The organism is Stappia sp. ICDLI1TA098 (assembly GCF_054880955.1).
Genome location: NZ_JBTZBT010000001.1, coordinates 774,296 through 788,517 on the forward strand (window position 1 = coordinate 774,296; position 14,222 = coordinate 788,517).

13 protein-coding genes are annotated in these 14,222 nt (G+C 65.4%); 8 read left to right on the forward strand and 5 right to left on the reverse strand.

The genetic code is table 11. The features are described 5' to 3' along the window. Positions 1–10: 10 nt before the first annotated feature. The 3 genes from ACSLUQ_RS03430 (at position 11) to ACSLUQ_RS03440 (ending at position 4,710) form a co-directional block, all read left to right on the forward strand. Complete coding sequence (locus tag ACSLUQ_RS03430) at positions 11–1,471, forward strand: RimK family protein (RefSeq protein ID WP_461807703.1); 1,461 nt, start codon at positions 11–13, stop codon at positions 1,469–1,471. A gap of 196 nt (positions 1,472–1,667) precedes the next feature. Next, on the forward strand, positions 1,668–3,632 hold the full coding sequence (gene thrS / locus ACSLUQ_RS03435) for a threonine--tRNA ligase (protein WP_461807704.1): 1,965 nt from the start codon (positions 1,668–1,670) through the stop codon (positions 3,630–3,632). A 208-nt stretch (positions 3,633–3,840) separates the two neighbouring features. Continuing rightward, the gene (locus ACSLUQ_RS03440) at positions 3,841–4,710 is read left to right on the forward strand and encodes a lysophospholipid acyltransferase family protein (RefSeq protein WP_461807705.1); all 870 of its coding nucleotides are present in this window, start codon (positions 3,841–3,843) and stop codon (positions 4,708–4,710) included. Here ACSLUQ_RS03440 and ACSLUQ_RS03445 read toward each other — a convergent pair whose 3' ends face one another. Then, positions 4,711–5,826, reverse strand: coding sequence for a hypothetical protein (locus tag ACSLUQ_RS03445; protein ID WP_461807706.1), 1,116 nt, complete (start codon positions 5,824–5,826; stop codon positions 4,711–4,713). It lies immediately after the preceding gene. Between the two features lie 240 nt (positions 5,827–6,066). Between ACSLUQ_RS03445 and ACSLUQ_RS03450 the strand changes: the two genes are divergently transcribed. Both ACSLUQ_RS03450 and ACSLUQ_RS03455 read left to right on the forward strand, forming a co-directional pair. Then, the gene (locus ACSLUQ_RS03450) at positions 6,067–6,666 is read left to right on the forward strand and encodes a nitroreductase family protein (RefSeq protein ID WP_461807707.1); all 600 of its coding nucleotides are present in this window, start codon (positions 6,067–6,069) and stop codon (positions 6,664–6,666) included. Beyond that, positions 6,663–7,271 carry a flavin reductase family protein gene (locus tag ACSLUQ_RS03455; protein ID WP_417770728.1) on the forward strand — a complete coding sequence of 203 codons (609 nt, stop codon included), beginning with the start codon at positions 6,663–6,665 and terminating at the stop codon, positions 7,269–7,271. Before ACSLUQ_RS03450 ends, ACSLUQ_RS03455 begins: the two co-directional genes overlap by 4 nt. An 80-nt stretch (positions 7,272–7,351) precedes the next feature. On the opposite strand, the gene ACSLUQ_RS03460 is transcribed toward ACSLUQ_RS03455, so the two are convergent. Together ACSLUQ_RS03460 and ACSLUQ_RS03465 are read right to left on the reverse strand one after the other, a co-directional pair. Beyond that, on the reverse strand, positions 7,352–8,233 hold the full coding sequence (locus tag ACSLUQ_RS03460) for an HpcH/HpaI aldolase/citrate lyase family protein (protein WP_461807708.1): 882 nt from the start codon (positions 8,231–8,233) through the stop codon (positions 7,352–7,354). A gap of 2 nt (positions 8,234–8,235) precedes the next feature. Continuing rightward, positions 8,236–8,697: a MaoC family dehydratase gene (locus ACSLUQ_RS03465; protein ID WP_417771198.1), complete on the reverse strand. Its 462-nt coding sequence runs from the start codon at positions 8,695–8,697 to the stop codon at positions 8,236–8,238. 194 nt (positions 8,698–8,891) lie between these two features. Here ACSLUQ_RS03465 and ACSLUQ_RS03470 point away from each other — a divergent pair, with 194 nt between their 5' ends. The 3 genes from ACSLUQ_RS03470 (at position 8,892) to ACSLUQ_RS03480 (ending at position 12,960) form a co-directional block, all read left to right on the forward strand. Beyond that, positions 8,892–9,998, forward strand: coding sequence for a lytic transglycosylase domain-containing protein (locus tag ACSLUQ_RS03470; RefSeq protein WP_461807709.1), 1,107 nt, complete (start codon positions 8,892–8,894; stop codon positions 9,996–9,998). A 264-nt stretch (positions 9,999–10,262) separates the two neighbouring features. After that, positions 10,263–11,672, forward strand: a complete 1,410-nt coding sequence (locus ACSLUQ_RS03475) for a multicopper oxidase family protein (RefSeq protein WP_461807710.1) — start codon at positions 10,263–10,265, stop codon at positions 11,670–11,672. 136 nt (positions 11,673–11,808) lie between these two features. Further along, the gene (locus tag ACSLUQ_RS03480) at positions 11,809–12,960 is read left to right on the forward strand and encodes a DUF2336 domain-containing protein (protein WP_417770724.1); all 1,152 of its coding nucleotides are present in this window, start codon (positions 11,809–11,811) and stop codon (positions 12,958–12,960) included. A 39-nt stretch (positions 12,961–12,999) separates the two neighbouring features. On the opposite strand, the gene ACSLUQ_RS03485 is transcribed toward ACSLUQ_RS03480, so the two are convergent. Beyond that, on the reverse strand, positions 13,000–13,527 hold the full coding sequence (locus ACSLUQ_RS03485) for an Hpt domain-containing protein (RefSeq protein WP_417770723.1): 528 nt from the start codon (positions 13,525–13,527) through the stop codon (positions 13,000–13,002). A gap of 87 nt (positions 13,528–13,614) precedes the next feature. Next, complete coding sequence (locus ACSLUQ_RS03490) at positions 13,615–14,187, reverse strand: response regulator (RefSeq protein ID WP_417770722.1); 573 nt, start codon at positions 14,185–14,187, stop codon at positions 13,615–13,617. Between the last annotated feature and the right edge of the window lie 35 nt (positions 14,188–14,222).

Genomic DNA, 14,222 nt, shown 5'->3' on the forward strand with positions numbered 1-14,222 from the left:
TTAGCCGGACATGGCGACATGGGTCGTTCTGGTAGACAACCCGAAAGACGTCTCGAACGCCGACACACCGCACAAGGTGATGAGCGTACGTGACTACCTGGTGCGGCCCAAGCTGTTCACGGGCACCTATCCAAACATCATCAACCTGTCGCGTTCCTACGCCTATCAGGGCGCGGGCTATTACGCCTCGTTGCTGGCCGAGGCACGCCAGCACCGGGTGCTGCCAAACGTTGAGACGATGATCGAGCTGTCCCGCAAGGGGCTCTACCGTCATGCACTCCCGGAACTGGAGGACAGCCTTAACCGCTGTCTTGCGAAGGCGCCGGAGGAGGCGGAAGGAAGCCGCGTCCTCGTCTGCCTCGGCATGACGCGGGCGGCCGCGCTCGAGCCCTTCGCGCGGCTGCTGTTCGACTGGTACCGGGCACCGATCCTTGAGGTGCGCTTCGCCGGCGGCGACTGGCGCGCGATCACCCGCATCCGCGCCGTGCCGGTTTCCGAACTCGACCCGGCGAGCCGCGCCTTCATGATGGAAAGCCTCGATCGCTACACGCATCGCGCCTGGCGGGCGCCGAAGCAGCGCGTGCCGATGAAGTACTCGCTCGCCGTGCTTTCCAATCCGAAGGAGGACCTGGCACCGTCCAGCCAGGAATCCTTGCGCTACCTTGCCAAGGTCGCGGCCCGTCAGGGCGTCGAGATCGTGCCCATCGGCAAGGGTGATCTCGACCGGCTGGCGCAGTTCGACGCGCTGTTCATCCGCGAGACAACCAACATCGACAACCACACCTATCGCTTCGCGCGGCGGGCGGTGCAGGAAGCCATGCCGGTGATCGACGATCCGGTATCGATGATCCGATGCACCAACAAGGTCTATCTCGCCGAGCTGATGGAATCCCATGGCCTGCCGATCCCGAAGACGGCGATCCTGTCCAGCGTCAAGGAAGCGGCGGGGCTTGAGGCGCGGCTCGGTTCGCCGGTGGTTCTGAAGATCCCGGACGGGTCCTTTTCGCGGGGCGTCTTCCGCGTCGAGGGCGAGAAAGCCATCGCCGAGAAGCTCAAGGCGCTGCTCGAAGAAAGCGACATCATCATCGCGCAGGAATACTGCCCGACGGAATTCGACTGGCGTGTCGGGGTGCTCGATGGCGAGCCGCTCTTCGCCGTCCAGTACCTGATGGCGAAGAAGCACTGGCAGATCGTGCGCCACGAGGATGGAAAACAGGCGGAGGAGGGGCGGTTCCGCTCCGTTTCGCTCGCCGAGACGCCTCCGGCGGTGGTGGAGACCGCCGTGCGCGCCGCCCGCCTGATCGGCGACGGTCTCTATGGCGTCGATCTCAAGTCCTTCGGCGACAGGGTCGTTGTCATCGAGGTCAACGACAACCCCAATCTCGACCATGGCGTGGAGGATTCCGCCGAGAAGGATGCCGTCTGGGACCGGTTGGTGCGCTGGTTCGTGAAGCGGCTGGAGGCGAGGTAAGAACCTGAAGGCTGTCGGGCGGCGACCCTGGACCGCCCGCGTCACGGTCCAAGCCATCGCCGAACCTGCGTTCCCGCCGAACTTCGCGCCGCGCGACGGTTGTTTGGCGGGCGCAAATCCCTTATGGGAGGGCCTTCCAGAAACACAGGACGCTTCGCTTACCTGCCCCGTTTGCAGGAGTGAGCAGGAGACAGACATGATTTATCTGACCTTCCCCGACAATTCCGTGCGTGACTTCGAGCCTGGCGTGACCGGGGCGGAGATCGCTGCCGGCATTTCCAAGTCTCTCGCCAAGAAGGCCGTGGCGGTGACGCTCGACGGCGAACTCACCGACCTGTCGCTGCCGATCGAAGGCGATGCGCGGCTCGAGATCGTGACGCGCGATGACCCGCGCGCGCTTGAGCTCATTCGCCACGATGCAGCCCATGTGATGGCCGAGGCCGTGCAGGCACTGTGGCCTGGCACCCAGGTCACCATCGGCCCGGTGATCGAGAACGGCTTCTACTACGACTTCAAGCGCGACGAGCCCTTCACGCCCGAGGATCTGCCGGTCATCGAGAAGAAGATGCGCGAGATCATCCAGCGCGGTGATGCCTTCACCCGCGAGGTGTGGTCGCGCGACGAGGCCAAGCGTTTCTTCCTGGACAAGGGCGAGACCTACAAGGTCGAACTCGTCGATGCGATTCCGGCGGGAGAGGACGTCAAGATCTACCGCCAGGGTGACTGGCTCGATCTCTGCCGCGGCCCGCACATGGCTTCTACCCGTCAGATCGGCGATGCCTTCAAGCTGATGAAGGTCGCCGGCGCCTACTGGCGCGGCGACAGCGACAACGAGATGCTGACCCGCATCTACGGCACCGCCTGGGCGAACGAGGCCGAGCTCAAGGCCTATCTCCACATGCTGGAGGAGGCGGAGAAGCGCGATCATCGCCGGCTTGGCCGCGAGATGGATCTCTTCCATTTCCAGGAGGAAGGTCCGGGCGTTGTGTTCTGGCACGCCAAGGGCTGGAGCCTGTTCCAGTCGCTCGTCGCCTACATGCGCCGCCGCCTTGCCGAGGATTACGATGAGGTCAACGCGCCGCAGATCCTCGACACGTCGCTGTGGGAGACCTCAGGTCATTGGGGCTGGTACAAGGAGAACATGTTCTCCGTGCAGTGCGCCGACACGGAGGCCGAGGATACCCGGCTGTTCGCGCTGAAGCCGATGAACTGTCCGGGGCATGTGCAGATCTTCAAGCACGGGCTGAAGAGCTACCGTGACCTGCCGCTGCGCATGGCGGAGTTCGGGGCCGTGCACCGCTACGAGCCGTCGGGCGCCATGCACGGGCTGATGCGCGTGCGCGGCTTCACCCAGGACGACGCGCATATCTTCTGCACCGAGGAGCAGATGGCGGCCGAGTGCCACAAGATCAACGACCTGATCCTGTCGGTCTACGAGGACTTCGGCTTCAACGAGATCGTGGTGAAACTCTCCACCCGCCCGGAGAAGCGTGTCGGCACCGACGAGATGTGGGACCATGCCGAAGAGGTGATGACCCGCGTGCTCGGCGAGATTGCCGAGCAGTCGGGCGGGCGCATCAAGACCGGCATCCTGCCGGGCGAGGGCGCCTTCTACGGGCCCAAGTTCGAGTACACCCTGCGTGACGCCATCGGCCGCGAATGGCAGTGCGGCACCACGCAGGTGGACTTCAACTTGCCGGAGCGTTTCGGCGCCTTCTATGTCGACAAGGACGGTGAGAAGAAGACGCCGGTGATGATCCACCGCGCCATCTGCGGCTCGATGGAGCGGTTCCTCGGCATCCTGATCGAGAACTTCGCCGGTCACTTCCCGCTGTGGCTCGCGCCGCAGCAGGTGGTCGTCACCACCATCACCTCGGATGCCGACGATTACGCGTCGGACGTGTTCAAGGCGGTGAAGAAGGCCGGGCTGCGCGCCGAACTCGACCTGCGCAACGAGAAGATCAACTACAAGGTCCGCGAGCATTCGCTGGCCAAGGTTCCGGTGATCATCGTCTGCGGCAAGCGCGAGGCGGAGGAGCGCACGGTCAATATTCGCAGGCTCGGTTCCCAGAACCAGAGCGCGATGGGGCTCGACGAGGCGATCGCCGCTCTCGCCGAGGAAGCGGTTGCGCCGGATCAGCGCCGCGCCGACGACGCCTGAGACGGAGCGCTGCGGCGAACCGGCACCAGTTACCGAAGGCCGACGCGGCATGCCCGCGCCGGCCTTTCTTTTTGAGCCTGCGTGGCCGGAATTGGTGGGTCCTGTCGCCGAACTGTCACGGGAAAGAGGCTAGATCTCCGATTCAGCCGCGACGGGATCTCTGTCCTGCCGCAGCGGAACTGGTCGAGCACGGCGCGAGGGCCGCGAGTTGTCTGATACTGAATTGAGCTATGCCAACGACGGGCATACCTGGCTGAAGCGCGGTTTCATCCGCTGTGTGGAAACCGTGTCGGGCCGGGGCTACCTGCTTGGCTACTATCGCTACTGGCGCGATGCGATCGCCACGACGTCCCAGTACAAGTGGAGCGATCTGCTGGACCTGATCGGTGTCGACGTCGTGGTCGCGGAAGGGGCGTGGCCGCCGGAGGACCTGCCGAACGGGCCGCTGGTCATGATCGCCAATCACCCCTACGGCCTGGGCGACGGCCTGGCGATCCTGTCCATGGCCGAGAAGCTGGGCCGGCCCTACCGGATCCTGATCAACAACGAGTTGCTGAAGGCGCCGGAGATCCGGCCCTATGCCCTTCCGGTCGACTTCGAGGAGACGGCCGAGGCGCTCAGGACCAACATGCGCACCCGTCAGGAGGCGCTGCGCCTGCTCAACGAGGGCGTTACCATCATCGTCTTTCCAGGCGGCGGTGTGGCCACCGCCGAGAAACCCTTCGGGCGGGCACGGGAACTGCCATGGAAGACCTTCACGGCCAAGATGATCCGGTCGGCCAAGGCGACGGTGATCCCGCTTCATTTCGAAGGGCAGAACTCGGCGCTCTTCCATCTCGTTTCGCGGGTGTCGCTGACGCTGCGCCTGTCGCTCTATATCCGAGAATTCCGGCGCATCATGGGATGCGAGCTTCGCGTGCGCGTCGGTGCGCCGGTTCTCTATTCGGAGCTTGCCGTTTTCGGGGATCAGAAGGCGATGATCGAGCACCTTCACCACAAGGTGGTGTCAATGGCGCCGGCAGTGGTCCGCCCGCGTCCGAAGGCGGACCGCCGCCGGATGCGCCGGATCGCGGCGTGACTACTGCCTGAGCAACTGGCTGGTCAGAACCTCGACCTCGCCGTGGTTCGCGGTCTCGACATTGAAATCGCGGGTGTAGAGCTTGTCCTCGTTACGGGCGATGACCGTGTAGTCACCGGAGGCGAGAACGAAGGCAGGGAACGCGCCGGTCGCCTCGACGACGGTGTCGCCGCCGGGTGTCAGCACCGACCAGCGGGTGTTTGCTATGGCCTCGCCGCCTGGCTGGCTGACGAGTTTCAGCGTCACGCGGGCGGCGTTCTGGTAGACGGTCGCCTCGGTCAGCTTGCCTGGCTCGACGCGAATGTCCGCGCGCACCACCGCGTTCACCGCGCCGTAGCGGCTGACGATGTGATAGGTGTCGGCGTTCAGGCGCACGATTTCGCCCGGCTTGACGTTTCCGGCAATGAGCTTGCGCTCGCCGCGGCTGCTGAACTCGCTCTGGTAGATGTCGAAGACGACGCGCCCGGTGCGGATCGGCTGGTGACCGCCGAACTGGGCGTCGAGTTTCAACCCGCCGGCATTGAGCAGAACGGTCTGGCTGGTGACGCCGTGGCGCACGCTGATGCGGCTGGTGCGCCCGGCGTAGCCAAAGGCGGTGTGGACGAAATACTCGCCTGGCGTCAGTCGGAGATCCGCGTCGCCGCCCTTGGCGCTGGCGACGAGTTCCAGCTTGCCTTCCGCGTTCGGCTTTTCGGCATAGACCCGCCAGGTAACGCCCTGCGAGACGGCCGGGCCGTCCTCGGAGAGGCGGGCAACGAGATAGACCGGCGCTTCCTTGCCCATGTCGGGCATTCCGGTGTCCGGGGTCGAGGAGGGGGCGTAGGGAACGACCGAGGCGCCAGGAACCGGGCCTTCCAGGAGCGGGGAGGCAGAAAGTTCGTCCGAGCCGGGCAGGCCGTTGCCGAAGGGGGAGGATTGCGACAGGGGGCGGCTTGCGCCTGGGCCGTCGAGCAATCCTTCGAGGCCTGCTCCTGAAGTCGAGGAGCGTGCGGGGGCGTCGATGTCGGGCTTTTTCGGCGGGGTGAGCACATCCTGCGCAAAAACCGGGGAGATCGCTATCGCGCCGAGCGCAAGGCCGGTCACGAGCCCCACGAGATTGAGAAAGCTGCCGCGCATCGAACCAATTGCCCCGTCGTGTCGCCTGCAAGGATGTCCCGCGTTTCAAACCCTGAAACTGGGGCGATTTCAAGTCCGCTTCCGTCTGCCGCAACGGCAGCGATGCCGTTGTCCGCAGGCATGCCCCCCGAGCAAGCCGGACCTTGAAGATTGACAGGGCCGAAAACGGGCTTACCTCATGGGCCATGACCCCGGAGCCCGACCCTGCGGTTCCATTCCCCAAGGCTTCTCCAGCCGATCATGACAGGGATCCTTATGACACAGGACATTTCCGAAACCATGCGCCTTTTGCTGGCGCGCCGCTCCCACCCCTCGGCGAGCATGGTGGAGCCGGCCCCCGAAGGCGAGACGCTTGACCGCATGCTGACCGCCGCTGCCCGTGTGCCGGATCACGGCAAGCTTGCGCCCTGGCGCTTCGTTCTCATCCGCGGCGATGCCCGCGCGGAGCTTGGCGGCAAGCTGGTCACGCTGCTCGAGGCGCGCGACGGGGCACTTCCCGAAAACCGGCGTGCGCAGGAAGCCGGGCGCTTCACCCGCGCACCGCTCGTCATCGCGGTTGTCAGCCGCGCCGCGGTGCATCCCAAGATCCCGGTGTGGGAACAGCAGCTCTCCGTCGGCGCGGTGTGCATGAACCTGATGCTCGCCGCCCATGCGAGCGGATTCGTCGCCCAGTGGCTGTCGGAATGGATGGCCTTTGACGACGGGGTTGCCGCCATCCTCGGTCTTGGCGAAACGGAGCGCGTCGCTGGCTTCATCCATATCGGCACCGCAAGCGAGACGCCGAGCGAGCGTCCGCGCCCGGACCTTGCAGCCGTCGTCAGCGAATGGACCGGTGCATGAGCACCTATTCCTACAATGTCTCGGACGGGCACGGCCTGCCGCACAATCCCTTCAAGGCGATTGTTGCGCCGCGCCCCATCGGCTGGATCTCGACGCGGGCAGGCGACGGCAGCGTCAATCTTGCGCCCTACAGCTTCTTCAACGCGGTATGCGATACGCCTCCGATCCTGGCCTTCTCGTCGAGCGGCTACAAGGACACGGTCGCCAATATCGATGAGACCGGCGACTTCGTCTTCAATCTCGCGACCGAGAATCTGAAGGACGCGATGAACGCCTCCTCGGCCCCTCTGGCGCATGGGGTGTCGGAGTTCGAGGCGGCGGGCCTGACGCCGGTGGCTTCGACCAGCGTCGGCGCACCGCGCGTCGGTGAGGCCAAGGCGGCGCTCGAGTGCCGGCATCTGCGGACGATCCGGCTTACGGGCCTCGACGGGCGCGAGACGGACAACTGGATGGTGCTTGGGGAAGTGGTTACCGTCCATCTGGACGAGAGCGTCCTTCGCGACGGGCGTTTCGATGTGACGCTGGCCCGGCCGTTGTCGCGTCTTGGCTACATGGACTACGCGGTCGTCGACGAGGTCTTCACGATGGCCCGACCGAAGGGCTAGTCCGAGGCGTCTTCAGATAAAAAGCCCGGGCGGAGCAGCGGATCCACCCGGGCTTTTTCGTGTCTGGTCGTGTCGCGGGTTCAGGCGCGTCCGGCGGCCCGCGCGCGCGCGATCAGCTTTTCCGCGCGGCGCAGATGCGGCCTGTCGAGCATCTCGCCCTCCAGCCCGACGACACCAGGATTGCCGGCGGCCTCGAAGGCGGCGACGATGGCCTGCGCGTGGGCCACATCGTCCAGCGAGGGCGTGAAGACCTCGTTGATTACGGGCACCTGGGCGGGATGGATCGCCATCTTCGCAGTAAAGCCGTCGCGCAGGGCGGTCAGTGCCTCCACGCGCAACCCCTCCATATCCCGGAAGTTGGTGAAGACCGTATCGACCGGAACGACGCCGGCGGCGACCGCACCGCAGAGACAAAGGTTGCGAGCAAGCCGGAAGGGCTCGGTGAAGCCTCCGCTCGCGTCGCGGTTCGCCAGTGCCCCGAGGTCGGCGGACAGGTCCTCAGCCCCCCAGGTCAGCCCTTCCAGCCGTGGGCTCGCGCCCTGATAGGTGCCCAGATTGAAGACTGCGGCGGCCGTTTCGGTGGCGACAGGCAGGATACGGGTCGCGCCGTCCTCAAGGCCTGCCTCGGCTTCATGAACGGCAAGTTTGGCCGACAGGTGCTCGACATCGCGGCCGGAAATCGATTTCGGCAGCATGACCCCGTCGGGGCCCGCGGCCATGATCGCGGCAAGGTCGGCCTCCGTCTCGCCTGTGTCGAGCGCATTGATGCGCACATAGAGCCTCGGCCGGTCGGCGGCGCCGATATGGGCTGCGAGGAACTCCGCTGCGATCGTCCTCGCCGTCGCCTTGGCCTCGAGCGCGACGGAATCCTCCAGGTCGATCAGCAGGATATCGGCGCCGCTCGACAGGCTCTTGGCAAGCTTGCGTTCGCTGTCGCCGGGAACGAAGAGAAGCGAGCGCATGATCAGCCGTCTTCCGTCTTCTTGCGCATGAAGGCCTGGCGCCGGCAGACGGCGACGAGCTTGTCGTGCTGATTGTAGGCCTTGTGCTCGAATTCGACGATGCCCGCATCGGGGCGCGACTTCGAGACGCGCTTGGAGATCACCTCGGTCGTGCAGTGCAGGCTGTCGCCCTGGAAGACCGGGTTTGGAAACTTCACGTCGCTCATACCCAGATTGGCGATGGTGGTGCCGAGCGTCGTGTCGTGCACGGAAATGCCGATCATCAGACCGAGTGTAAAGATGCTGTTGACCAGGGGCTGGCCCCATTCGGTCTGCGTCTCGCAGAAATGCCGGTCGATATGCAGCGGCTGAGGATTGAGCGTCATGTTGGAGAAGAGCATGTTGTCCATCTCCGTCACCGTGCGCGTCAGCGCGTGGCGAAACAGCCGCCCCTCTTCGAATTCGTCGAAATACAATCCGGCCATGCCGTCCTCCACTTGATGTTCGCGCATTCTCCCCGGGGCCTTCTTTGGGGGCAACCCGAATCATGTCGCTCGATTGGCGACATATTTCTCAATTCGCAACGCAAGTTAGCGAATGTTAACCCCTCGTTAACCACTTTCCTCGGACTCTTTAATCAATTCGCAAGAACTCTCGAAGCCAGTCAGGAGCGTGGAGCATGAAAGTCGGCGAAACGACCTCGATCGCATCGCGGATAGAGCAGGCTTTTCAGTCCGCCAGCACCTCCACTGGTGCGTCCTTCGACTACCTCGTGAAGACGGCGAAACGCGAATCGAATTTCGATGAGGACGCAAAGGCGCGCACGTCGAGCGCCTCCGGCCTGTTTCAGTTCATCGAGAGCACCTGGCTGGAGACGCTGAAGGAGACCGGCTCCAAACATGGCCTTGGCCAATACGCCGAGCAGATCCAGCGCACCGCGAACGGCAAGTACCGGGTCGCCGATCCGCAGATGCGCCGGGAGATCCTGAGCCTGCGCGACAATGCCGAGATCGCCTCGGCAATGGCGGGCGAGCTGACCCAGAAGAACGCCGCCTACCTAAGCGACAAGCTCGGTCGCCAGCCGAGCGACGGCGAGCTCTACATCGCCCACTTCCTCGGGGCCGGCGGGGCGTCGAAGCTGATCCGGCTGGCCGAGCAGAATCCGGACATGGCCGCCGACAAGGTGTTTTCCCAGCAGGCGCGGGCGAACAAACCGATCTTCTATGATCGCGGTGGCGCGCGCTCCGTGCAGGAAGTCTACGCCAATCTGATCGCCAAGCACGGGGGATCGATGCCGACCCTGCCGGGCACCTCCGGCACACGCTTTGCGGCGTTGCCCGCGACAAAGCCGGAGAGCGTTGCGGCGGTGCGTGATTCGGGCGGCATGGATGCCATTCCCAACGTCGCGGTGGCCGAAACCGGCACGGGCCTGTCGATGGGCGATCCGACCAACCGGGTGCTGTCGGCCTGGTCGGCGACCCGCGAGGTGTCTTCTCCGTTCCATGCGCTCTTCCGCAATGGCGTGGAGGCGCGCAAGGCTTCGTTCGACACGCGCTACCTTTCCGCCTTCGCGGCGCAGGAGGCCGGCCAGCAGGAGGCCCTGCAGCGCGCGGCCGTGCAGCGCGATAGCGAGCCCGATGCCTACACGCAGCTTCGTTCCCGGGTGCTTGACGAGGGCATGTCGCTGAAGACGGCCTCGATCGCCAAGGGGCAGCCAATCGATCTCACCGGCTTCTTGAGCTATCGGCCGAACTTCGAACAGAAAGAACTTCTGCCTCCGGTCTGATCCGCCCCCGGATTTCGCTGATGATCCTTTCGCGCCGCCGCCCGCCTTGTCGCGGGCGGCGGCGTTTTTGCTCCTGCCGCGATGCGACCAATTGTCCGCTGCGGTGTGTTTTGCGGAAAACTGGCGTTCTTGCCTCATGTATTTTGGGCCGGCCGGGTTCAAGCCGACCGCGAGCGGGCGTAAGGTCGCTCCGGCAAGGCGGCTCTCTCTTGGGAGCGTCGAGGGCAGGCCAGGCTCGGCTGGCAGGAACGGGATGAGCGGATCATGACGGGCATATCGCGTCGGGAGCTTCTTGTGGGAACAGGAGCCTTGTTGGCGGCGCCAGCGGTCGGCGGCTTTGCCGCGCGCAGGGCCTTCGCGGCTGACGGTGCGCTGAAGCTCAGCCGGCTTTCCCACGAAGTCCTGCCCGGTACGCTGACGCGCGACATGATGAGCTTCGTTCCCGAGGGGCCTGCGCCGGTCCTGCGAATGCGACAGGGGCGCCCGTTCTCGGTTGACGTCGATAACAGGTTGGGCGAGGCAGCGACCGTGCACTGGCACGGATTGCGCATTCCCAATGCGATGGACGGCGTGCCGTATCTGACCCAGAATCCCATCGAGGACGGCAAGAGTTTTCGCTACAGCTTTACGCCGCCGGATGCCGGCACCTATTGGTATCACCCGCATTGCAACACGCTGGAGCAGATTGCCCGGGGGCTGACCGGCGTTCTCGTCGTCGAGGAGGACGAGGATCCGGGGTTCGACGTCGACCTGCCTTTGAACATTCGTGATTTCCGTCTGGACGGGAAGGGCTCCTTCATCGAGTTCTACAAGCCGAGAAACGCCGCGCGCGGCGGCACGCTCGGCACGGTTTCCACGGTCAACTGGCAGGTGGAGCCGCTGCATGATCTCCCCGCTGGAGCGCTCGTGCGCCTGCGTCTGGCGGTCACGGACCTGACGCGCGTCGCCTCCTACGACCTCGCCAGCGATCTGCCGGGCAGCCCGGAGGGAGGTTCGGCGCGTGTCATCGCGCTCGATTCCAACCCGTTGCCCATGGCGCGTCCGGCGCGCGACATCCTGCTCGCACCCGGACAGCGCGCCGATATCGCGCTTCGGATGCCGGCGCGCGAGGGCGCGACGGTGACGCTCACGCGCAGTTCGCCCACCGGGCCGGTGACGCTGGCGACCTTCCGGGCGAGCGGTGCCAGCGTCAACCGCAGTCTTGCGGAGCTGAAGCCTCTGCGGCCCAATCCGAATGCCGAGCCGGATCTTGCCAATGCCGAGACGCTCGACTTCCTCTTCGGCTGGACGCCGTCCGGCGATGCACCGCAGCGCTCCATCTGCGGAAGCCTCGGCTACACGTTCTGGTCGATCAACCGGGTCGCGTGGAAAGGTGACGTGCCCGGTCCGCTCGATCCGCTGGCGGTGATGAAACACGGCCGGAGCTACATCCTGCGTCTGCGCAACGAGACCCAGAACGATCACCCGATCCATCTGCATGGCCACACGTTCAAGCTTCTGCGTTCCGACAAGCGGCCCGTGCCGCCGCTGTGGACCGACACGGCGCTGCTGCAGGCCCAGGAAACCATGGAGGTGGCTCTTGTCGCCGACAATCCGGGCGACTGGGCGTTCCACTGCCATGTGATCGAGCACCAGAAGACCGGCCTTGCCGGCTTCCTGCGCGTCGAGGCCTGAGCGGTTCGGCAGGGGAGGGCGGGGTGGTGCACCCGGGCGCAGATTCATGGTGAACGAAGATTTAAGCGTTTCGCGCGCATAGTCGGTGTCGAACAAGGTGCCCGCGTTCCTGGGCACCTTTCGGGAACCTGGCACCATGATCGTAGAACAGTTCTTGCGGTGGATGGACGACGCGCCGGATGACCGGCGGGCGGAAGCGACGAGCGCGCTGGCGCGCGCCTATCTGCACTCGACGCTGAGCGAGGGCGAGCGGGAGGCGGCGGAAGCGGCCCTGACGCTGCTCCTCGATGACCCATGCGTGCGTGTCCGCAGGGCGCTTGCCGAGGCCCTGGCGCGCAGCGAGGACGCGCCGCGCGAGGTGATCCTGGCACTTGTCTCCGATCTTCCGCAGATCGCGACCACCGTGCTGCGCCATTCACCGGTGCTGCTCGATGCGGAGCTTGTCGACGTGGTGGCAGGGCATTCGGATCCGCTACCGGTCGCTGTGGCGAGCCGCTCGCAGGTGAGTGTCTCGGTCGCGGCCGCGATCGCAGAGGTTGGTTCGCTGAACGCGGGCGTCGCGCTTGTCGGCAACGAGGGTGCGGACATTTCCCGACTTTCCCTGATCCGCCTGGTCGAGCGCCACGGCAAGGAGGCCGCCCTGCGCGAGGCGCTGCTGACGCGCGGCGATGTGCCGATAGAGATCCGCCAGATGCTTCTGAAGCAGGTCGGAGACCTGCTGAGCGACCATCCGCTGGTGCGCCGGGGGCTCAACGAGGACCGGGCACGCACCGTGGTTGCGGAGGCGCGGGAGCGGGCGACGGTGTCGCTTGCCAATTGCGCCGCGCCGCATGAGACCGAGGCGCTGGTCGAGCACTTGCGCCAGTCGGGGCAACTCACGGCCGGTCTGCTGCTCAGAGGTGTGTGCACGGGCAACGCGGAGCTGTTCCAGACGGCGCTTGTGCGCCTTTCCGGATTGTCGCGGCGGCGGGTGGCGAGTGTCCTCTCGTCAGGCCGCAGCCTGCCGCTGCGCGCGTTGCTTGGACGCGCCGGCCTGCCATCGCGGACCCATTCGCTGTTCTGCGTTGCGGTGTCCGTTTGGCGGGATCTGCTGTCGGCCGCGCCGAATGCGCCGGCGGTCGCTGGCAGCGCGCGGGTTTCCCGGCTGCTGATCGGCGAGGTTATCGCCCGCTATCAGGCGCAGGACGGCGTCGAGGCCGACGACCTCGTCGTCATGCTCAGGCGGTTTTCCGCCGAAATCGCCCGCGAGGCGGCCCGCGACTTCCGCGAGCGCACGCTGGCGGCCTGATGGTGGTGGTCTGACGGGCGGACCTTTCTCCGCTTCCGCTCAGTCGTCCTGTTCCGGCCGACCGTTGCGCGCGACGAAATCCTCCGTCACATCGGCAAGTCCGTCGACCAGCGCGCGCGCGGTGTGGTTTTCCTGTTCTCCAGCGGTTTCCGCGACCATGGCACGAACCGCGTCGACATGCTGGGCAATGAGCGTCAGCGGCAGAAGCTTCGTGTCAACGTGATCCATCAGGTAGCAGAGGTTGCCGGCAACCGCGCCGACGAGCGGGTAGCCGAGCGTGCTTGCCTGCCCCTTGATGTCGTGCGCCGCGCGGAACAGCGTATCGCGGCGTTCCGCGTCGATGCCATTGGTCTGGATGTCGGTCCACGCGTTGGACAGCGTCAGCGCTTCCGATGCCATCCAGTCATCGAAGTCGTCGGCGAGGCGGGCGAGCGCCGCCTCGGCCGCCTTGACCGGATCGAACCGCGCCGCCTCGCGCGCGCTCATGACACGCACCTTGGAGCGCAGGTCGCGCGGCGGCTTCACAACTTCGAAATCGTCGTCTCGTCCGGTCTGGTCATTGGCCATGCCTGGTCCCCGACTGCGTTATTGATCTTGCGGATGTCGCCGTCGTCCGGCTCGCCGCGGGTTCCGTTTCCCCGGAGGACGCGGCGGTCAGGCCGATTCCCTCAATCCTGAGGTTGAACGATTCTGCGTGACTTGGCCGGTTCCGTCCAGAGCGTAGCCGTCGTCGGTGCGCAGGCCGCGCCGGTCGATCCCCTGAAAGTTCGGGGTCTGGAAACGACGCCTGTCGGGGCCGAAGAAGGTCTTGCTGCGGATGAAGTCGCGCTGGTTGAGCACGCAATTGGCGATGCGCAGATAGAGCGCCTTGGCCGAGACCGGCTTGCACAGCACTTCGGTCACGCCGCTGTCGCGGGCCTCGATGACACGGCGTTTCTGAGTATGCGCGGTGACGGCGATGATCGGCACGAAGCATCCGGGCTGTCGGCCGGAACGGATGCGGCGGGTGAGCTCGGCCCCGTCGACAATCGGCATCAGCCAGTCCATGACGATAAGATCGGGGTCCTGGCGCGAGATCTGGTCGAGCGCTTCAGCACCGTCCTCCGCCTCATGGATGGCAGTGATGCCGAAGCCTGCCAGCATGCGACGGAGGATGCGCCGCATGTGGGCGTTGTCCTCGACGATCAGGATGCGCAATGCGCCAAGACTGAGGGTCGGATACGACATGTTTCTTCCGCTTTGTCATCCGCCGTGCGTTCGGC